This window comes from Serpentinimonas raichei, from assembly GCF_000828895.1.
Lineage (GTDB): Bacteria > Pseudomonadota > Gammaproteobacteria > Burkholderiales > Burkholderiaceae_C > Serpentinimonas > Serpentinimonas raichei.
In genome coordinates this window covers 463,904-482,008 of sequence record NZ_AP014568.1, presented here as the reverse complement: position 1 = coordinate 482,008, position 18,105 = coordinate 463,904, and the positions used below count along the sequence as shown (strand labels likewise).

General features: G+C 67.9%; 17 protein-coding genes. 9 read left to right on the top strand and 8 right to left on the bottom strand.

Annotation, left to right across the window (positions count from 1 at the left end; all coding sequences use genetic code 11):
* Nucleotides 1–8: 8 nt before the first annotated feature.
* The 4 genes from SRAA_RS02295 to SRAA_RS02280 form a co-directional block, all read right to left on the bottom strand.
* On the bottom strand, nt 9–740 hold the full coding sequence (locus SRAA_RS02295) for a class I SAM-dependent methyltransferase (RefSeq protein ID WP_045530719.1): 732 nt from the start codon (nt 738–740) through the stop codon (nt 9–11).
* Nucleotides 741–787: 47 nt separating this feature from the next.
* Nucleotides 788–1,279 carry an HIT family protein gene (locus SRAA_RS02290; RefSeq protein WP_231849312.1) on the bottom strand — a complete coding sequence of 164 codons (492 nt, stop codon included), beginning with the start codon at nt 1,277–1,279 and terminating at the stop codon, nt 788–790.
* Nucleotides 1,276–5,265 carry a DUF3683 domain-containing protein gene (locus SRAA_RS02285; RefSeq protein ID WP_029463035.1) on the bottom strand — a complete coding sequence of 1,330 codons (3,990 nt, stop codon included), beginning with the start codon at nt 5,263–5,265 and terminating at the stop codon, nt 1,276–1,278. The genes SRAA_RS02290 and SRAA_RS02285 overlap by 4 nt, the downstream gene beginning before the upstream one ends.
* 119 nt (nt 5,266–5,384) lie before the next feature.
* Nucleotides 5,385–5,666 carry a hypothetical protein gene (locus tag SRAA_RS02280; RefSeq protein WP_029463036.1) on the bottom strand — a complete coding sequence of 94 codons (282 nt, stop codon included), beginning with the start codon at nt 5,664–5,666 and terminating at the stop codon, nt 5,385–5,387.
* A 156-nt stretch (nt 5,667–5,822) separates the two neighbouring features.
* Between SRAA_RS02280 and hemA the strand changes: the two genes are divergently transcribed.
* From hemA to prmC, 3 genes are read left to right on the top strand one after another with little or no spacing between them, the layout of a single operon-like run.
* Nucleotides 5,823–7,100 carry a glutamyl-tRNA reductase gene (gene hemA / locus SRAA_RS02275; protein WP_045530718.1) on the top strand — a complete coding sequence of 426 codons (1,278 nt, stop codon included), beginning with the start codon at nt 5,823–5,825 and terminating at the stop codon, nt 7,098–7,100.
* Nucleotides 7,097–8,212 carry a peptide chain release factor 1 gene (prfA, locus tag SRAA_RS02270; protein ID WP_045530717.1) on the top strand — a complete coding sequence of 372 codons (1,116 nt, stop codon included), beginning with the start codon at nt 7,097–7,099 and terminating at the stop codon, nt 8,210–8,212. Before hemA ends, prfA begins: the two co-directional genes overlap by 4 nt.
* Nucleotides 8,209–9,144: a peptide chain release factor N(5)-glutamine methyltransferase gene (gene prmC / locus SRAA_RS02265; RefSeq protein WP_045530716.1), complete on the top strand. Its 936-nt coding sequence runs from the start codon at nt 8,209–8,211 to the stop codon at nt 9,142–9,144. The genes prfA and prmC overlap by 4 nt, the downstream gene beginning before the upstream one ends.
* Before the next feature lie 40 nt (nt 9,145–9,184).
* Here prmC and pap read toward each other — a convergent pair whose 3' ends face one another.
* A complete protein-coding gene (pap, locus tag SRAA_RS02260; RefSeq protein WP_045530715.1) occupies nt 9,185–10,699 on the bottom strand; it encodes a polyphosphate:AMP phosphotransferase in 1,515 nt (504 codons plus the stop codon).
* 208 nt (nt 10,700–10,907) lie between these two features.
* Between pap and rpsU the strand changes: the two genes are divergently transcribed.
* The 3 genes from rpsU (at nt 10,908) to murI (ending at nt 12,553) form a co-directional block, all read left to right on the top strand.
* The gene (rpsU, locus tag SRAA_RS02255) at nt 10,908–11,120 is read left to right on the top strand and encodes a 30S ribosomal protein S21 (RefSeq protein WP_034110916.1); all 213 of its coding nucleotides are present in this window, start codon (nt 10,908–10,910) and stop codon (nt 11,118–11,120) included.
* Nucleotides 11,121–11,235: 115 nt separating this feature from the next.
* The gene (locus tag SRAA_RS02250) at nt 11,236–11,697 is read left to right on the top strand and encodes a GatB/YqeY domain-containing protein (RefSeq protein WP_045530714.1); all 462 of its coding nucleotides are present in this window, start codon (nt 11,236–11,238) and stop codon (nt 11,695–11,697) included.
* A 58-nt stretch (nt 11,698–11,755) separates the two neighbouring features.
* Nucleotides 11,756–12,553, top strand: coding sequence for a glutamate racemase (murI, locus tag SRAA_RS02245; RefSeq protein ID WP_045530713.1), 798 nt, complete (start codon nt 11,756–11,758; stop codon nt 12,551–12,553).
* Between the two features lie 8 nt (nt 12,554–12,561).
* Here murI and pmbA read toward each other — a convergent pair whose 3' ends face one another.
* Nucleotides 12,562–14,019: a metalloprotease PmbA gene (gene pmbA, locus SRAA_RS02240; protein ID WP_045530712.1), complete on the bottom strand. Its 1,458-nt coding sequence runs from the start codon at nt 14,017–14,019 to the stop codon at nt 12,562–12,564.
* Between the two features lie 184 nt (nt 14,020–14,203).
* Here pmbA and yjgA point away from each other — a divergent pair, with 184 nt between their 5' ends.
* Both yjgA and mog read left to right on the top strand, forming a co-directional pair.
* On the top strand, nt 14,204–14,905 hold the full coding sequence (yjgA, locus tag SRAA_RS02235; protein ID WP_045530711.1) for a ribosome biogenesis factor YjgA: 702 nt from the start codon (nt 14,204–14,206) through the stop codon (nt 14,903–14,905).
* Nucleotides 14,902–15,507 (top strand): molybdopterin adenylyltransferase, encoded by a 606-nt coding sequence (gene mog, locus SRAA_RS02230; RefSeq protein ID WP_045530710.1) that lies wholly within the window; start codon nt 14,902–14,904, stop codon nt 15,505–15,507. Before yjgA ends, mog begins: the two co-directional genes overlap by 4 nt.
* Here the strand turns inward: mog and cysE are convergent.
* Both cysE and SRAA_RS02220 read right to left on the bottom strand, forming a co-directional pair.
* Entirely contained in the window at nt 15,485–16,252 is a 768-nt protein-coding gene (cysE, locus tag SRAA_RS02225) for a serine O-acetyltransferase (protein WP_045530709.1), read from the bottom strand. The genes mog and cysE overlap by 23 nt on opposite strands.
* Before the next feature lie 11 nt (nt 16,253–16,263).
* A complete protein-coding gene (locus tag SRAA_RS02220; protein ID WP_045530708.1) occupies nt 16,264–17,088 on the bottom strand; it encodes an RNA methyltransferase in 825 nt (274 codons plus the stop codon).
* 102 nt (nt 17,089–17,190) lie between these two features.
* Here SRAA_RS02220 and SRAA_RS02215 point away from each other — a divergent pair, with 102 nt between their 5' ends.
* The gene (locus SRAA_RS02215; RefSeq protein WP_045530707.1) at nt 17,191–18,036 is read left to right on the top strand and encodes an inositol monophosphatase family protein; all 846 of its coding nucleotides are present in this window, start codon (nt 17,191–17,193) and stop codon (nt 18,034–18,036) included.
* The last annotated feature ends 69 nt before the right edge of the window (nt 18,037–18,105 follow it).

Sequence of the window (18,105 nt, the reverse complement as noted above, 5' to 3'; positions counted from 1 at the left end):
TAAAAAAATCAACACTTGATGCCCATGTGCAGGGCCGTTACCCCGGCCGTCAGGTTGTGCACATCGACGTGTCCGAAGCCACTTTGACGCATCATGCCACGCAAAGTTTCCTGATCTGGGTGCATGCGGATCGATTCCGCCAAATAGCGGTAGCTGGCCGCGTCGCCCGCCACCCGCTGGCCGAGCCGGGGCAGCACCTGAAAGCTGTACCAGTCGTAGGCCTGCTGCAGCGGCGGTGCCACCTTGGAGAACTCCAGCACCAGCAGCTTGCCGCCCGGGCGCAGTACGCGGTTCATCTCTTGCAGCGCCTGCTGCTGGTGCGTCATGTTGCGCAAGCCAAAGGCCACCGTGACCAAGTCGAACGCGCCCTCGGCAAAGGGCAGGCGCTCGGCGTCGCAGACCAGCGTGGGCAGCAGCACGCCGGCGTCGAGCAGGCGCACGTGCCCTTCGCGCAGCATGGCCTCGTTGATGTCGGTGTGCAGCACCACGCCGCCCGGTTGCACCAAGGGCGCAAAGGCGCGCGCCAAGTCGCCGGTGCCGCCGGCCAGGTCGAGCACGCGCTGGCCCGGCTGCACGTTGGCCACCGCCACCGCGTAGCGCTTCCAGAGCCGGTGCAGCCCGCCGGACATGAGGTCGTTCATGAGGTCGTAGCGCGGCGCCACCGAGTCAAACACGGCGCGCACCTGGCGGGCTTTGTCTTGTTCCTCGACGGCGGCGTATCCGAAATGGGTTTGGCTCATGGGGCGCTATGCTAACGGGTTTGGATGACGGGCACCTGAGCCGCGCCTCACAGACGCAGCGCGGCGATGGCGGCGTCGCAGGCCGGCAGGCGCTGGCGCAGCGCGTGCAGCCGCTCGGCCTGCAGTGGGCGCTGGGCAGCGGCCCAGACCGGGGCCGGGTAGTGGCTGTCCCACTCGAAGCGCGCCAGCACATGCCAGTGCAGGTGCGGCACCACGTTGCCCAGCGCCGCTAGGTTGATCTTGCTGGGTTGCAACTGCAAGCGCAGCACGCGTTCGACGGCGTTGACGGCGCGCATGCACAAGCCCTGTTCGGCCTCGCTCAGGTCGGACCACTCGGCCACGTGGGCGTTCCAGATCACGCGGTAGTAGGCCGGGAAGGGCTCGGCCAGCGCCTCGGGCTGCACCAGCGTCTGCACATCGGCTGGCAGCGCATCTTGCGCACCCGCCACGCGCACGATGCGCAATTTGTGCTGGCGCAGCAGCAGCAGCCCGCCCTCGTGCGCGCACAAGGGGCAGATCAGCTCGGGGCCCGCGCTCACACCAGCACCCGCTCGATGCCCCCGGCGTTGGCGCGCGCCACGTAGTCGGGCAGCCAGTTGGGGCCCAAAATTTGCTGCGCCATTTCCACCACGATGTAGTCGGCTTCCAGCAGCCCGTTGCCGAGGTCGTCGCCAAAGCGGCTCAGGCCCTGGTAGCAACTCGGGCAACTGGTGAGGATTTTGGTCGCTCCTGCGGTTGGCACCACCCCGTTTTGCTGCGCCAACGCGCTCAGGTCGGCGGCGTTCTGGCGCAGCTCCTGCTCTTTGCGAAAGCGCACCTGGGTCGAGATGTCGGGCCGCGTCACGCCCAGCGTGCCGCTCTCGCCGCAGCAGCGCTCGGCCTTGAGCACCGTGGGCCCCACCAGCGCCTGCACGGTTTTGAGCGGGTCTTGCAGCTTCATCGGGCTGTGGCAGGGGTCGTGAAACAGGTAGGCGCCTTGGCTTGGCAGGGTGATGCCCTTTTCCAGCAGGTATTCGTGGATGTCGATGATGCGGCAGCCGGGGAAAATTTGCTCGAACTGATAGCCCTGCAACTGGTCGTAGCAGGTGCCGCAGCTCACCACCACGGTCTTGATGTCGAGGTAGTTGAGCGTGTTGGCCACCCGGTGAAACAGCACCCGGTTGTCGGTGATGATCTGCTCGGCCTTGTCGAACTGGCCCGAGCCGCGCTGCGGGTAACCGCAGCACAGGTAGCCCGGCGGCAGCACCGTTTGCACCCCGGCGTGCCAGAGCATGGCCTGCGTGGCCAGCCCCACCTGGCTGAACAGGCGCTCGGAGCCGCAGCCGGGGAAGTAAAACACCGCCTCGGTGTCGCTGTGGGTGGCGCGCGGGTCGCGGATGATGGGCACGTAGGCCTTGTCTTCGATGTCGAGCAAGGCGCGCGCGGTTTTCTTGGGCAGGCCACCGGGCAGCTTTTTGTTGATGAAGTGGATCACCTGCTCTTTGATCGGCGCTGGCCCGAGGGTCGCGGGCGGGGCGCTGGTCTGCTTGCGCGCCAGCCCCTTGAGCAGCCCGTGGGCCCAGCGCTGCGCCTTGAAGCCGATTCCCACCATGGCCGTGCGCGCCAGCCGGATGGTCTCGGGCCGGGTGGCGTTGAGCATGAACATGGCCGCCGCGTTGCCGGGCCGGAAGCTCTTTTTGCCCATCTTGCGCAGCAGGTTGCGCATGTTCATGGTCACGTCGCCAAAGTCGATCTTGACCGGACAGGGTGTGAGGCACTTGTGGCAGACGGTGCAGTGGTCGGCCACGTCTTCGAACTCTTCCCAGTGGCGCAGGCTGATGCCGCGCCGCGTCTGCTCCTCGTACAAAAAGGCCTCGATCAGCAGCGAGGTGGCCAAAATCTTGTTGCGCGGGCTGTAGAGCAGGTTGGCACGCGGCACGTGGGTGGCGCAGACCGGTTTGCACTTGCCGCAGCGCAGGCAGTTTTTGACCGAATCGGCAATGGCGCCGATGTCGCTTTGCTGCATGATGAGCGACTCGTAGCCCATCAGGCCAAAGCTCGGGGTGTAGGCTTGGCTGAGGTCGGCGCGGCGCTGCTCGGGCTGCTCGAACAGCGGGCCGTGGCGCAGCAGCTTGCCGCGGTTGAAGCGGCCTTCGGGGTCGATGCGCTGCTTGTAATCGGCAAAGGGGGCCAGCTCGGCCTCGCTCAGGTATTCGAGCTTGGTGATGCCAATCCCGTGCTCGCCCGAGATCACGCCGTCGAGGCTGCGCGCCAGCGCCATGATGCGCCCCACCGCCTCGTGCGCGGTTTGCAGCATGGCGTAGTCGTCGCTGTTGACGGGGATGTTGGTGTGCACGTTGCCGTCGCCGGCGTGCATGTGCAGCGCCGCCCAAACCCGGCCCTTGAGCACGCGCTGGTGGATGGCCTCGCATTCGGCCAGCACCGGGGCCCAGACGCTGCCGGTAAACAGCTCGCGCAGCGGGGCGCGGATTTGGGTTTTCCAACTGGCGCGCCAGCGCTGCTCTTGCAGCGGCTCGAAGCTGCTGCGCTCAGCAGGCGCGGCCTCGGTGCCGTCGAGGGCATCGAGCGCAGCGTGGGCATCGAGGGCATCCAGGCCATTGCCGTGTTCTGGGCTGGCAAAGCCATCGAGCCCATCGAGCCACCCTTGCCACTGGGCGCGCACGCCCTCGATCAGCGCCTGGGCCTGTTGCGCGCGCTCTTGCACCCGCTCCGGGCTGGGCCGGTCGGCGGCGTCTTCCACTGGCCCTAGGGGCAGCGTGGTGCGGTCAAAAAAGGCCAGCAGCGCATCGGCCAGTTCGAGCTTGTTGCGCAGGCTGAGCTCGATGTTGATGCGCTCGATGCCGAGCGTGTATTCGCCCATGCGCGGCAGCGGAATCACCACGTCTTCGTTGACCTTGAAGGCGTTGGTGTGGCGGCTGATGGCGGCGGTTTTCTTGCGGTCGGCCCAGAATTTTTTGCGCGCCTCGGCGCTCACGGCCACAAAACCTTCGCCGCTGCGGGCATTGGCCAGCCGCACCACCTCGCTGGTGGCGTGCGCCACGGCATCGGGGTCGTCGCCCACCACGTCGCCGATCAGCACCATCTTGGGCAGGCCGCCGCGCTTGCTCTTGGTGCTGTAGCCCACCGCCTTGAGGTAGCGGTCGTCCAGGTGCTCCAGCCCGGCCAGCAACACCGGCGTGGGGCTGTGCTGCAAAGAGTCGAGGTAGTCTTTGATTTCGACGATGCTGGGCACCGCGTCTTTGGGGTTGCCAAAAAACTCCAGGCACACGGTGCGGGTGTGCGCTGGCATGCGGTGCAGCACCCAGCGCGCGCTGGTGATGAGTCCGTCGCAGCCCTCTTTTTGCACCCCTGGCAGCCCGGCCAGAAACTTGTCGGTTACGTCCTTGCCCAGCCCGGCCTTGCGAAAGGTGCTGCCGGGGATGTCGAGCCGCTCGGTGCGGATCAGGGTTTTGCCGTCGGCCTCGAAGTACTGCAACTCGAAGCTGGCCACGGCGGCGTCGTGAATCTTGCCTAGGTTATGGCCTAGGCGCGTGACCTCCAGCCACTGCGCCTCGGGCGTGACCATGCGCCAACTGGCCAGGTTGTCGAGCGCCGTGCCCCAGAGCACGGCTTTTTTGCCGCCCGCGTTCATGGCGATGTTGCCGCCCACGCAGGAGGCTTCGGCGCTGGTCGGATCCACCGCGAACACATAACCGGCGCGCTCGGCGGCGTCGGCCACGCGCTGCGTCACCACCCCGGCCTCGCTCCAGATCGTGGGCACGGGTTGCGCCACGCCGGGCAGCGGCCGCAGCTCGACGGCGCTCAGGGTTTCGAGCTTTTCGGTGTTGATGACGGCGCTGTTCCAGCACAGCGGCACCGCGCCGCCGGTGTAGCCGGTGCCGCCGCCACGCGGAATGAGCGTGAGGCCGAGCTGGATGCAGGCGCGCACCAAGGCGGCGGTTTCGGCCTCGCTGTCGGGCGTGAGCACCAGCAGCGGGTATTCGACGCGCCAGTCGGTGGCGTCGGTGACGTGGCTGACGCGGCTCAGGGCGTCGAACTTGATGTTGTCGCGCGCGGTGTGGCGGCGCAGCGCCTTGATGGCGCGCTGGCGCAGGGCCGCCATTTCTGCGAATCGGCGCTCGAAGGCGCGCACCGCCTGCTGCGCCGCCGCCAGCAGCTCGCCCACCAGCGCGTCGCGGGCCCCGTCTTCGAGCGGGCGGCGGCGTTTTTCGATTTCGCACAGGCGGTGCTGCAGCGCTTGCACCAGCGCAGCGCGGCGCTTGGGGTTGTCGAGCAGGTCGTCTTGCAGATAGGGGTTGCGCTGCACCACCCAAATATCGCCCAGCACCTCATAGAGCATGCGCGCCGAGCGGCCGGTGTGGCGCTCCTGGCGCAACTGATTCAGCACCTCCCAGGCGCGCGCGCCGAGCAGCCGGATCACGATCTCGCGGTCGGAAAACGAGGTGTAGTTGTAGGGGATTTCGCGCAGCCGCGGCAGCGCATCGGCGGCGGCGAGCAGATGCTGCATCGGGGTCGGAGCGTTCATAAAGGCCAAAGCATCGGACGGGGTTGGCGATATTAACGCAGCGCCCCCTGGCTCACCGGGGCAGCGTTGGCTGTGCCTGCTCGGCGCAAGGGCATGGACCGGGTGCGGGCTGGGCTGGGCTAGCGCGAACGCCAGTAGGCCACGGCCGAGCCCAGCGCCACCACCAGCGCCGCATAGGTGGCCATGCGGCCATCGCGGCCATGCCACCACAGCCCAGCCAGCAGCACCAGCGCACCCAAGGCCGACAAGGCCAGCCAGCCCAGCAGCAGGCTTTTGAAGCGTGCGCCGCGTCGGCTGCCCGCGCCCTGGCCCCAGACCAGCGCCGGGGCCAGCAGCGCCGCCATGCCCAAGGCGGGCAGAAAAAAATTGAACAGGTGCAGCAGGCCGTCAAAGAAGCTCATAAAAAGTGTCGCCACGCAGGCCTACGCAGGAGGCTGAAAATCCCGCTCAAAATCGAGCAAAAAATGGGGGGCCGCAACCGGCGATCAAGCTCATCGTACAAACGATTGGCCCATGGCAAGCCGCCTGGGTCGTCGCGATTTTATAATCCGTTCCTTATGGCAGTTTGGGCGCTAGGAATCAACCATCAAACCGCGCCGCTCGATTTGCGCGGCCGGTTCGCGTTCGCGCTCGATCAACTGCCCCCCACCCTGCAGCGCTTTCGCGCTGGCCTTGCGCAGCAGCCCGAGGCCACGCTGCTTTCCACCTGCAACCGCACTGAAATTTACTGCGCCGCCGAGCAGGTGGCGCTCGAGCCCACCATCCACTGGCTGGCCCAAACCGGCAGCGTAAGCCCACAGCAGTTGCTGCACCACGCCTACGTGCTGCACGACGACGCGGCGGCCCGGCACGCCTTTCGTGTGGCCAGCGGGCTCGATTCCATGGTCCTGGGCGAGCCGCAAATTTTGGGCCAGATGAAAGACGCGGTGCGCGCCGCCGAGCAGGCCGGGGCCTTGGGCCGCACGCTGCACCAGTTGTTCCAGCGCTCCTTTGCCGTGGCCAAGCAGGTGCGCAGCAGCACCGCCATCGGCGCGCACTCGATCAGCATGACCGCCGCTGCGGTGCGCCTGGCGGGCCAGTTGTTCGAAGATTTGCGCCAGATTCGGGTGCTGTTCATCGGAGCGGGCGAGATGATCGAACTCGCCGCCACCCACTTTGCCGCCAAGCAGCCGCTCTCGATGGCGATCGCCAACCGCACGCTCGAGCGCGGCGAAAAGCTCGCCAGCCGCTTTGGCGCCGAGGCGCTGCGCCTGTCCGACTTGCCCGGCCGCCTGCACGAGTTCGACGCCGTCATCAGTTGCACCGCCTCCACCCTGCCGCTGATCGGGCTTGGGGCGGTCGAGCGCGCCCTCAAGCAGCGTCGCCACCGCCCGATGTTTATGGTTGACCTGGCGGTGCCGCGCGACATCGAGGCCGAAGTCAAGCAGCTCGACGATGTCTACCTCTACACCGTCGATGACCTCGCCAGCGTGGTGCAAAACGGCAAAGACCACCGCCAAGCCGCCGTGGCTCAGGCCGAGGCCATCATCGATTCCGGGGTGCAGGGCTTCATGCATTGGCTGCAACAGCGCGACCCGACGCTGGGCGTGGTCGGGCTGATCTGCCAGTTGCAAGCGCAGGCCGAAGACTGGCGTGCGCTGGAAATCGAGCGCGCGCGCAAGCGGCTGGCACGCGGCGAAGACACCGAAGCCGTGCTGCAAGCGCTGGCGCGCGGCCTGACGCAAAAAATGCTGCACGGCCCACTGGCCGAACTGCACGCGGGCGACGAACACACCCGCGCCGCCACCGCCGAGGCGGTCTCGCGCCTGTTCCTGCGCGGGCCCGGGCGCCTGTGAAACCCTTCATCCGCCACACGCTGGAGCGCCAGCGGCTGCGCCTGCACGAGCTCGACGCCCTGCTGGGCGCGCCCGACGCCGTGTCCGACCGCGAGCGCTTTCGCCAGCTCAGCCGCGAACACGCCGAGGCCGACAACGTGGTGCAGCCCTACCGGCGCTACCTCGAGTGCGAAGCCGCGCTGCAGCACGCGCTGGCCCTGAGCGCCGACGCCGACCCCGAACTGGCCGAGCTGGCGCAGCTCGAAGCCGAGCAGGTGCAAGCCGACATGGCGCTGCTAGAGGCCGAGCTGCAAACCCTGCTGCTGCCCCGCGACCCCGACGATACGCGCCACGCTTTCCTTGAAATCCGCGCCGGCACCGGCGGCGACGAAGCCGCGCTCTTTGCCGGCGATTTGGCGCGCATGTACACCCGCTTTGCCGAACGCCAAGGCTGGCGCGTCGAAACCCTGAGCGAAACCCCGGCCGAACTCGGCGGCTACAAAGAACTGGTGCTGCGCCTAGAAGGCCGCGGGGCCTACGGCACGCTGCGCTTCGAGTCTGGCGGGCACCGGGTGCAGCGCGTGCCGGCCACCGAAGCGCAAGGGCGCATCCACACCAGCGCCTGCACCGTGGCGGTGCTGCCCGAGCCCGACCCGACGCAGGCCATCACGCTCAACCCCGCCGATCTGCGCATCGACACCTTCCGCGCCAGCGGTGCCGGCGGCCAGCACATCAACAAAACCGACTCCGCCGTGCGCGTGGTGCACCTGCCCACCGGCCTGGTGGCCGAATGCCAAGACGGGCGCAGCCAGCACAGCAACAAAGCCAAGGCGCTGCAGGTGCTGCAAGCGCGCTTGCAGGAAAAAGAGCGCAGCGAACGCGCCAGCCGCGAAGCCGCCGAGCGCAAGGGCCTGATCGGCAGCGGCGACCGCAGCGACCGCATCCGCACCTACAACTACCCGCAGGGGCGCCTGAGCGAACACCGCATCAACCTCACGCTCTACAAGCTGGGGCAAATCCTAGAGGGCGATCTGGACGAGCTGCTGCAGGCGCTGCGGCTGGCGCGCGGGGCCGAGCTGCTGGGCGAACTGGAGCAGCGCGCCGCCCAGAGCGAGCGTGGGGCGCTGGCGTGAGCCGGGTGCCGGACCAAGGCCAAGGCAGCATCGAAGCCGCCTTGCGAGGCGCGCAGCAAGCCGGGCTGCCCCGGCTGGAGGCCCAGTTGCTGCTGCTGCACGCCCTGCAGCGCGGGCCGCACGAACGCGCCTGGCTGCTGGCGCATGGCGACGCCGCCCTGCCCGCCGCCGCCGCCCAGCACTTGCGCGCCCTCACCGAACGCCGCCTGAACGGCGAGCCGCTGGCCTACTTGACCGGCCAGCGCGAGTTCTACGGCCTGGCGCTGCAAATCGATGCGCGCGTGCTCGACCCCCGCCCCGACACCGAAACCCTGGTCGATTGGGCACTGGAACGGCTGCCACTGGGGCAGGCGCTGCCGGTGCTCGACTTAGGTACCGGCAGCGGCGCCATTGCGCTGGCGCTGCAACAGCAGCGGCCCCAAGCCCAGGTGTGGGCGCTCGACGCCAGCCTGGACGCGCTGGCCGTGGCGCGCGCCAACGCCGAGCGGCTGCACCTGCCGCTGCGCCTGCGGCACGGCCACTGGCTGCGCGGCTGGCCCACGGCGGCTGGCCCAGCCAACCCAGCCGCCCCAGATTGCGCCCCGGCCACCCCAGTTGCCGACCACGACCCAGAGCCGCCGCCCGCCTTGCTGTGGCTGATCGTCAGCAACCCGCCCTACATCCGCGCCGCCGACCCGCACCTGGCCGCCTTGCGCCACGAGCCGCAGCAGGCGCTGGTGTCCGGCCCCGATGGCCTGGCCGACCTGCGCGAAATCATAGCCAGTGCCTACGCCCACTTACAGCCCGGCGGCTGGCTGCTGCTGGAACACGGCTGGGATCAGGCCGATGCCGTGGCCGATCTGCTGCGCGCCCACGGCTACCAGCGCGTGGCGCACCGGCTGGACCTGGCCGGGCAGCGGCGCTGCAGCGGCGGGCAGCGGCCTGTGCCCTGATCAAAAACCCTGGCCGCCCATCGAGGCCCCCTGCCGCCCGCTACAGCGCTGCCTCCAGCCGCTGGCACAGGTGGCGCAAGACCTCGATGCGGCTCCAGTGCTTGTTGTCGCTGGCCACGATGTACCAGGGCGCCACCTGGGTCGAGGTGCGGTCGATCATCTCCTCGACCGCGCGCTCGTACTGCGGCCATTTCTCGCGGTTGCGCCAGTCTTCCGGGGTGATCTTGAAATTTTTGTAGAGCGTCTGCTCGCGCTCACGAAAGCGGCGCAACTGCTCCTCGGGCGTGATGGCGAGCCAGATTTTGACGATCACCACCCCGGCATCGCACAGCTCTTCTTCGTACTCGTTGATCTCGCCGTAGGCGCGCATCCAGTCGGCGGGCGCGCACAAGCCCTCGACGCGCTCGACCAGCACCCGGCCATACCACGAGCGGTCAAAGATCACCGATTTGCCCAAATCCGGGATGTAGCGCCAAAAACGCCACAGATAGGGTTGGGCGCGTTCGTTCTCGTTCGGGGCCGCCACCGGCACCACGCGGTAAAAGCGCGCATCCAAGGCCTGCGTGATGCGCCGGATGGTGCTGCCCTTGCCGGCCGCATCCATGCCCTCGAACACCAGCGCCAGCGCCCGTTTGTGCATGCGCGCATCGCGGCTGAGCAGCGCCAACTTGCCCTGCCAGTGTTCGAGTTCGTCCTCGTAGACGCTGCGCTTGAGGCTGCGCGTGTAGTCCTGCACCTTGAGCAGGCTGCGCGAATCGAGCGCCAGAAAAGGCGGCTGCTGCAGCACCCGGTCGGGCGCTGCGGCCGGCCCCGCTGCTGCCGTGCTGCCGTCGGCGGCGCTGCGGCGGGCAAACGCGCCTTGCATGGCCTGCAGCAGGTGCTGCGCGGCGCTCAGGGTGCGGTAGGCCGGGTCGCTGCCCTCGATCACCAGCCACGAGGCTTCGCCCAAGCTGGTCTTGCGCAGCGCCTCGTCGCTGACTTCGATGAAGCGATCGTAGCGCCTGAGGTTGTCCTTGTCTTGCGGCGTGACGCGCCAAGCGGTTTTGGGGTCGGACTGCAGGGTTTTGAGGCGCTCCCGGGCCGCTTTTTTGGACAGATGAAACCACAGCTTGACCAGCACCACCCCTTCGGCAACCAGCATGCGCTCAAACTGGCGAATGCGCTCCAGCCGCTGCACGAAGCGGGCGTGGGTCTCGCCACCCCGGGCGAATGAGGCCACCGGGTCGGTGTACCAGGAACCAAAAAAAATCCCGATCCGGCCCTTGGGCGGCAGCACCTGCCAAAAGCGCCACATCTCGGGGTGTTTGCGGTCTTCGGGCGTCTGCGGGCCAAAGGCCTCGGTGCGGATGTGGCGCGGGTCCATCCATTCGTTGAGCGTGTTGACGGTCTCGCCACGCCCTGCCCCATCGACACCATTGACCAAAATCAGCACCGCCGTGCGCCCCTCGTTGAGCAAGCGATACTGCGCCTGCAACAAGGCGTGACGCAGGCGCGCCGACTCCTGCTTCCAGCGCTCCTTCTCGACCCGGTGCCCGATTTCTGCCGATTCAAACATCTAAATTGCCTCCTGCAAGCGCACTGTAGTGCCAAACACACACCCGGCCCTTCCGTTGCCCGGCCAAGCTGCATATAATGCTGCTTTTGCTGGCAATCCCCCGTCGGCCTTGATCCACCACAAGACGGGGAACCCTTGCTGCAGCACGGTCTGAGGCCTCGATCTTGCCCCAGAGTCGGCGCGGCCCAATCTTGGAATTTTTTGGCTAATGACCACCATTCGAGTTAAAGACAACGAGCCGTTTGACGTCGCGCTGCGCCGCTTCAAGCGCACCATCGAAAAACTGGGCCTGCTCAACGACTTGCGGGCACGCGAGTTCTACGAGAAACCCACCGCCGAGCGCAAGCGCAAGAAGGCCGCCGCCGTCAAGCGCCACTACAAGCGCGTGCGTTCGATGCAACTGCCCAAGCGCATGTTCTAAGTGCCGTGGTGCTGCGCGGGCTCTGCCTGCAACAGCGCTGCGCCACCCCCTTCAAAGCCCGCTTGAGCACACTCTGGCGGGCTTTGTTCATTTTGCCCCAAGAAAGCGCACCACGATGTCACTCAAAGACCGCATCAGCGACGACATGAAGGCCGCCATGCGCGCCAAAGACAGCGTTCGCCTGGGCACGATCCGGCTGCTGCTGGCAGCGATCAAGCAGCGCGAAGTCGATGAGCGCATCGTGCTCGACGATGGCGCCGTGGTCGGCGTGATCGACAAGCTGCTCAAACAGCGCAAAGATTCGATCACCGCCTTCCAGCAGGCCGGCCGCACCGACCTGGCCGACGTGGAGCAGGCCGAAGCCCTAGTGTTGCAAGCCTACCTGCCCGAACGCCTGAGCGCCGCCGCCGTGGCCAGCGCTGTGGGCACCCTCGCAGACGCGCTGACGGCCGAACTGGGGCGCCCCCTCAGCCCGGCCGACATGGGCCGGCTGATGGCAGCCGCCAAGACGCAACTGGCCGGCCAGGCCGACATGGGCCAGGTGTCGGCGGCCGTGAAAGCCGCGCTGGCGCGCTGAGGCCACCCTCCATGCCCGGTCCCCATCGGGTTTGCGCGCCACGCCTGCTTTGTTTGGCATGAGCGACGCCCCGCAACCCATCGGCGTGTTCGACTCCGGCGTCGGCGGCCTGTCGGTGCTGCGCGAAATCCGCGCCCTGTTGCCGTCCGAGGAACTGCTGTACGTGGCCGATTCGGGCCACGCCCCTTATGGCGACAAGCCGGTGCCGCAGGTGCAGGCGCGGGCCGAGCGCATCATCGGTTTTTTGTTGGCGCAGCAGGTGCGGGCGGTGGTGGTGGCGTGCAACACCGTCACCGGCCTGTCGATCCAGGCGCTGCGCCAGCAATTCCCGCAGTTGCCGCTGGTGGCGATCGAACCCGCCGTCAAGCCGGCTGTAGCCGCCACGCGCAGCGGCACCGTGGGCGTGCTGGCCACCCACAACACCGTGCGCAGCCCCGGCCTGGCGCGGCTGATCGCGGCCCACGCCGGGCCGGTGCGGGTGCTGGCCCAAGCCTGCCCGGGCTGGGTCGAAATGGTGGAGCGCGGTGAGCTCGATGGCGCCGCCTCTAGGGCTGCGGTGTCCGCCTGCCTAGAGCCGCTGCTGGCGCAAGGGGCCGACGTGCTGGTGCTGGGCTGCACCCACTACCCGTTTTTGCGCCCGCTGATCGAGCAGCGCGCCGGCCCCGGGGTGCTGGTGCTGGACCCGGCCGCCGCCGTGGCGCGCGAGTTGCAGCGCCGCTTGCCGCGGCCGGCCGCCCTAACCGCAACCGCCACAGGCACAACCCATTTTTGGAGCAGCGGCGACTGCGCCCACGCCGCAGGGTTGATCGCGCGCCTGTGGGGCGAGCCGGTGCGGGCCAGCGCGCTGCCGGTTTGAATGGTGGCTCAGCTACCGGCCACCTTCATGCGCTCGATCAACACCGAGCCCACGTTTTTGGAGCCAAAGGCAAATTCATCCGCGCCTATGGCCGCCAGCCCGAGGAACATCTCTTTAAGGTTGCCGGCGATGGTGATTTCCTGCACCGGATAGGCGATTTCTCCGTTTTCTACCCAGAAACCGCTGGCCCCGCGCGAGTAGTCGCCCGTCACGTAGTTCACGCCCTGGCCCATGAGTTCGGTGACGAACAAGCCGGTGCCCAAGCGGCGCAGCATGGCGGGCAGGTCGTCTTCGGGCTGGGTCAGGCGGCTGCGCAGGGCCAAGTTGTGCGAGCCGCCCGCGTTGCCGCTGGTGCGCATGCCGAGCTTGCGCGCCGAGTAGCTGCCCAAAAAATAGCCCTTGACGCAGCCGCTGCTGAGCACCTGGCGCGGCACCGTCTGCACGCCTTCGCTGTCGAAGGGGGCGCTGCCCTTGGCGCGCACGATCAGCGGGTCTTCGTACAGATCGATGTGCTCGGGGAACACCTGGCGCCCTAGGCTGTCGGTCAAAAAACTGGTTTTGCGGTACAGCGCGCCGCCGCTGATGGCCTGCACGAAGGCCCCAAGCAAGCCGGCCGCCAGCGGCGACTCGAACAGCACCGGGCATTCGGTGGTGGCGATCTTGCGTGGCTGCAAGCGCGCCAGCGCGCGCTCGGCGGCGTAGCGGCCCACCGCTTCCGGGCTGGCCAGGTCGGCCGGGCTGCGCATCGAGCTGTACCAGTAGTCGCGCTGCATCTGCGCGCCCTTGCCCGCAATGGGCGAGACCGACAGGCTGTGGCGCGAGCTGGCGTAGCCGCCTCGAAAAATGCCCGCGCGAGCGCGCTCGCCGCCGCGCATGTGCTCGGCGTAAAAGTGCGACTGCTGCGCCGACACCCCGGCGCCTTCGCTGTTGCATATTTTTTTGCTGGTTTGCAGCGCCGCCGCTTCGCAGCGCAAGGCCAGTTGCTGCGCCTCGTGCGCATCGATGGGCCACGGGTGAAACAGCTCCAGCTCGGGCGCCTCGGTGGCCACGTCTTGCTCGTCGGGCAGGCCTGCGGCCGGGTCTTCGGCGGTGTAGCGCGCAATGTCGTAAGCGGCCTGCACGGCTTGGCGGATGGCTTGCGGGCTGAAGTCGGAACTGGAGGCGTTGCCCCGGCGCTGCCCGATATAGACCGTGACACCCAGCGATTTGTCGCGGTTGCGCTCCACGTTTTCCAACTCGCCCATGCGCACCGAGACGTTCAGGCCGGCGGCTTCCGAAACCTCGACCGCGGCATCGGCGGCACCGAGTTGCTTGGCGTGCTGCAGGGCCAGATCGGCCAAGGCCTCGAACTGCTGCCGGTGGTACTGAAAGCCCGCTTCGGGATCGGGATAGGCGGTGGTGGTGTCAGGGCTGGAGCTTGGGCCAGTTGGGCCGGAGGCCGGCGCAGGGGAGCGGGATTTTTTCATGCTGGGTGCTAGTGTAGTGTTCAACGCTAAGCAGCACTTAAGAACAACGATGGATTTGGCGTCCTGGCTAGGCGCAAACCACAGCGATACCCGTAGGTATCGCGAGGATTTGCAACGACGCCAGGGTGGCAAAGACGCGGTTTTATGTGCTGCATAGCGTTGAACACTACACTATGATAGCCGGATGGCACGCAAACCCACCAAAGGCTACTACGTCAAAGGCCACTTCGTTGCTGAGGGCAGCGAACTGGACCACGAACTCAAACGCGAACTCAAAGGCGACACCGAAACCAGCCGCACCGACCTCAAAAAACACAGCGAACACCTGCAACAACTCGGCGAGCAACTGCTCAGCCTGCGCAGCGGCCTGCTCGACCGGCTGGCCCTGCCCAGTGGCTTGCTCGATGCGCTGGCCGCCGCGCAGCGCATCACCGACTTCGAAGGCCGCCGGCGCCAGATCCAGTACATCGGCAAGCTCATGCGCCGGCTCGACAGCGCCACCGTGCAAGCCGTGGAGCAGGCGCTGGCCGAGCAGCACCACGGCAGCGCCGCCGACACCCTGCGCCTGCACCAAGCCGAGCTCTGGCGCACGCGCCTGCTGGCCGACGACGAGGCACTCAATGCCTGGCTGCAAATCGCCCCGCAAACCGATTTGCAACACCTGCGCACCTTAATCCGCCAGGCGCGCAAAGACGCGCAAGCCCAGGCCGGCGCCGAGCGCTCGGGCCAAGCCGTGCGCCACAGCAAAAGCTTTCGCGAAATCTACCAACTGCTGCGCGCCGGGCTGGAGCCACCCGAGGACGGCAGCGCGGCGGGTTCCGACGCCCAAGCCCTGGCCCACCGCAGTTCCAGCACCCCCCCGGCGCAACCGCTGGAGGCCGCATGAGCGCACTGGAGCCGGTGCGCATCGGCATCGTTTCGGTGAGCGACCGCGCCAGCGCCGGTGTCTATGCCGACCAGGGCCTGCCCGCGCTGCAAGACTGGCTGCGCCGGGCGCTGCGCAACCCGCTGCAGTTCGAGGCGCGCCTGATTCCCGATGAGCGCGCGCGCATCGCCCAGACCCTGATCGAATTGGCCGACGAAGCGGGCTGCGCGCTGGTGCTCACCACCGGCGGCACCGGGCCGGCCCCGCGCGATGTCACGCCCGAGGCCACGCGCGATGTGGCCGAACGCGAACTGCCCGGCTTTGGCGAACAGATGCGCCAGATCGGGCTGCGTTTCGTGCCCACGGCGATTTTGTCGCGCCAGCTGGCGGTGCTGCGCGGGCGCTGCCTGATCATCAACCTGCCGGGCCAGCCCAAGAGCATCGCCGAAACCCTCGAAGGCCTGCGCGAGCCCGGCGGCCGCGTGCTGCTGCCCGGCATCTTTGCCGCCGTGCCCTACTGCATCGACCTGATCGGCGGCCCGTATCTGGAAACCGATCCCGCTGTGTGCGCGGCTTTTAGACCCAAGAGCGCGCAGCGCCCTACTTGCCCACCAGATCGTTGAATTTTTGGGCCTCGAACTGCTCCAGGCGCGCGGCGTCGGGCGGCAGCGGTTGGCCTTGCTGGGCCGACAAGCGCTCCAGCGCCTGCCACAGCAGCGCGATCTGGTGCTCTTGGCTCGCGGCGCTGTCGATCAGGCCGCGCATGGCCTGGCTGAGCGGATCGTCATTTTGCGTGATGCCGTAGGCCGAAAAGCCCATCTTCGAGGCCACTTCTTCGCGCCGGGCATCGGCCTCGGCCAAAATGATGCGCGCCGGGTTGCCCACCGCCGTGGCCCCGGGCGGCACCGCCTTGGTCAGCACCGCGTTGCTGCCCACGCGCGCGCCGTCGCCCACCACAAAGCCGCCCAGCACCTTGGCCCCGGCCCCGATCACCACGTCGCGCCCCAGCGTCGGGTGCCGCTTGGCCCCTTTGTGCAACGACACCCCGCCCAGCGTGACGCCGTGGTAGATGGTGCAGCCGTCGCCGATTTCGGCCGTCTCGCCGATCACCACCCCCATGCCGTGGTCGATGAAAACGCGCGCGCCGATGCTGGCGCCGGGGTGGATTTCGATGCCGGTGAGCCAGCGGCTCCAGTGCGCCAGCCAGCGCGCCAGCCACAGCCAGCCCCGGCCCCAGAGCCGGTGCGCGATGCGGTGCAGCAGCAGCGCGTGCAGGCCGGGGTAGCAGGTCAGCACCTCCCAGCGCGAGCGCGCCGCCGGGTCGCGCTCCAGAATGCAATCGAGGTCGGACTTGAGTCGGGCAAACATAGCCGCGCAGTCTAACCTTTGGCCCGCGCCGCCAGCCGCAAGGCCGCCCGCGCTACCCCGCGCAGGATATGGATTTCGGCCTGCGTGGGCTGGGCCCGGTTGAGCAACTGGTTCAGGCGCGGCAGCAGTTTTTTGGGCGCCGCCGGGTCCAGATACTCCAGCGCCACCAGCGCCTCCTGCCAGTGCGCCAGTGTGGCGGCGATGGCGGCGGCATCGGCGGGGGCTTCGGTAGCGTGGTGCGGCGGCACGGCGAGCGGCTCCAGCGCGCCTGCATCAAACCCCCCTAGGGCCAACCGCCATTCGTAGGCGATCAGTTGCACCGCAGCGGCCAGGTTGAGCGAGCCGTAGCCGGGCGCAGTCGGGATGCGCAGGCTGGCGTGGCAGCGGTACACATCGGCGTTGCTCAGGCCGTAGCGCTCAGGGCCAAACAAAAACGCGATCCCGGCTGCGGCAGGCTCAGGGGCAGCTTCATCGGCAGCTTGATTGGAATCCGGTGGCCCAGCCTCCAGCGTGCGCACCCAGGCCCTCAAATGCTCGCGCGGGGCCAGGGTGGGCGGGCCAAAGTCGCGCACCGTCATGGCGGTGGCGCACAGGTGCGTGATGCCAGTCAGCGCCTCGTCGAGCGAGCCCAGCACCCGCGCGCCAGCCAGCACATCGGTGGCCCCACTGGCACGCTCGAGCGCCTCCGGGCGCTGCAACACATCGACCCAGCGCGGCCGCACCAGCACCAGGTCGGTAAAGCCCATCACCTTCAGGGCGCGCGCCACCGCCCCCACGTTGCCGGCGTGGCTGGGTTCGATCAGAATGAAACGAGAGATAGGCTGGTTGGATCGCATGGGACGATTGTGCGCCCACACAATTGGGCGCCCACAGCCCCACCCCGCTAAAATGCCCCATTCAGCGGCCATCGCGCCCTTACCTTGCGCTCCTACACAACCATGACCTCCCCGCACCTGCACCCCATGCTCAACGTGGCCATCAAGGCCGCGCGCGCTGCCGGCAACTTGATCAACCGCGCCGCGCTCGACATCGAATCGGTGCGCGTATCGGCCAAGCAAACCAACGATTACGTCACCGAAGTCGATCAGGCGGCCGAGCAGGCCATCATCGCCACGCTGCACGAAGCCTACCCCGACCACGGTCTGTGGGCCGAAGAATCGGGCCGGCGCGAGGGCAAGGGGCGCGACCGCGCCTTCGTCTGGATCATCGACCCGCTCGACGGCACCACCAACTTCATCCACGGCTTCCCGGTCTATTGCGTCAGCATCGCGCTGCAGGTGCACGGCAAGCTGGAGCAGGCCGTGATCTACGACCCGACCCGCAACGACCTCTTCACCGCCACCCGCGGCCGCGGCGCCTACCTCAACGAGCGCCGCATCCGCGTGGCCAAGCGCACCCAGTTGAGCGAATGCCTGGTCAGCACCGGTTTCCCCTTCAGGCCCGGCGATTCGATGCAGCATTTCATGCAGATGCTGGGCGAGGTCATGCCCAAAGTGCGCGGTGTGCGCCGCCCCGGCTCGGCCGCGCTCGATCTGGCCTACGTGGCGGCCGGTTTTGCCGACGGCTTTTTCGAGACCGGCCTGAGCCCCTGGGACGTGGCCGCCGGCGCGCTGCTGGTCACCGAAGCTGGCGGCTTGGTGGGCAACTTCACCGGCGAGTCCGACTTTTTGGAGCAGCGCGAATGCATGGCCGCCAACCCGCGCATTTACGGCCAATTGGCGGGCTTGCTGGGCAAACACAGCCGCTGCGGGGGTGCGGCGGCGCAGCCCGAGCCGCCGGCCTAAAACCCGGTTGCAGCGCCCCGCTGCGCATGGTAGCGGCGCGCCTGCAAACGGTGCGCCACACCCACCAAG

Bases quoted from the DNA above. Each gene is read 5' to 3' on its own strand.
- SRAA_RS02295 (WP_045530719.1), bottom strand. From the start codon at position 740: ATGAGCCAAACCCATTTCGGATACGCCGCCGTCGAGGAACAAGACAAA.
- SRAA_RS02285 (WP_029463035.1), bottom strand. From the start codon at position 5,265: ATGAACGCTCCGACCCCGATGCAGCATCTGCTCGCCGCCGCCGATGCG.
- SRAA_RS02280 (WP_029463036.1), bottom strand. From the start codon at position 5,666: ATGAGCTTCTTTGACGGCCTGCTGCACCTGTTCAATTTTTTTCTGCCC.
- hemA (WP_045530718.1), top strand. From the start codon at position 5,823: ATGGCAGTTTGGGCGCTAGGAATCAACCATCAAACCGCGCCGCTCGAT.
- pap (WP_045530715.1), bottom strand. From the start codon at position 10,699: ATGTTTGAATCGGCAGAAATCGGGCACCGGGTCGAGAAGGAGCGCTGG.
- rpsU (WP_034110916.1), top strand. From the start codon at position 10,908: ATGACCACCATTCGAGTTAAAGACAACGAGCCGTTTGACGTCGCGCTG.
- SRAA_RS02250 (WP_045530714.1), top strand. From the start codon at position 11,236: ATGTCACTCAAAGACCGCATCAGCGACGACATGAAGGCCGCCATGCGC.
- murI (WP_045530713.1), top strand. From the start codon at position 11,756: ATGAGCGACGCCCCGCAACCCATCGGCGTGTTCGACTCCGGCGTCGGC.
- pmbA (WP_045530712.1), bottom strand. From the start codon at position 14,019: ATGAAAAAATCCCGCTCCCCTGCGCCGGCCTCCGGCCCAACTGGCCCA.
- yjgA (WP_045530711.1), top strand. From the start codon at position 14,204: ATGGCACGCAAACCCACCAAAGGCTACTACGTCAAAGGCCACTTCGTT.
- mog (WP_045530710.1), top strand. From the start codon at position 14,902: ATGAGCGCACTGGAGCCGGTGCGCATCGGCATCGTTTCGGTGAGCGAC.
- cysE (WP_045530709.1), bottom strand. From the start codon at position 16,252: ATGTTTGCCCGACTCAAGTCCGACCTCGATTGCATTCTGGAGCGCGAC.
- SRAA_RS02220 (WP_045530708.1), bottom strand. From the start codon at position 17,088: ATGCGATCCAACCAGCCTATCTCTCGTTTCATTCTGATCGAACCCAGC.
- SRAA_RS02215 (WP_045530707.1), top strand. From the start codon at position 17,191: ATGACCTCCCCGCACCTGCACCCCATGCTCAACGTGGCCATCAAGGCC.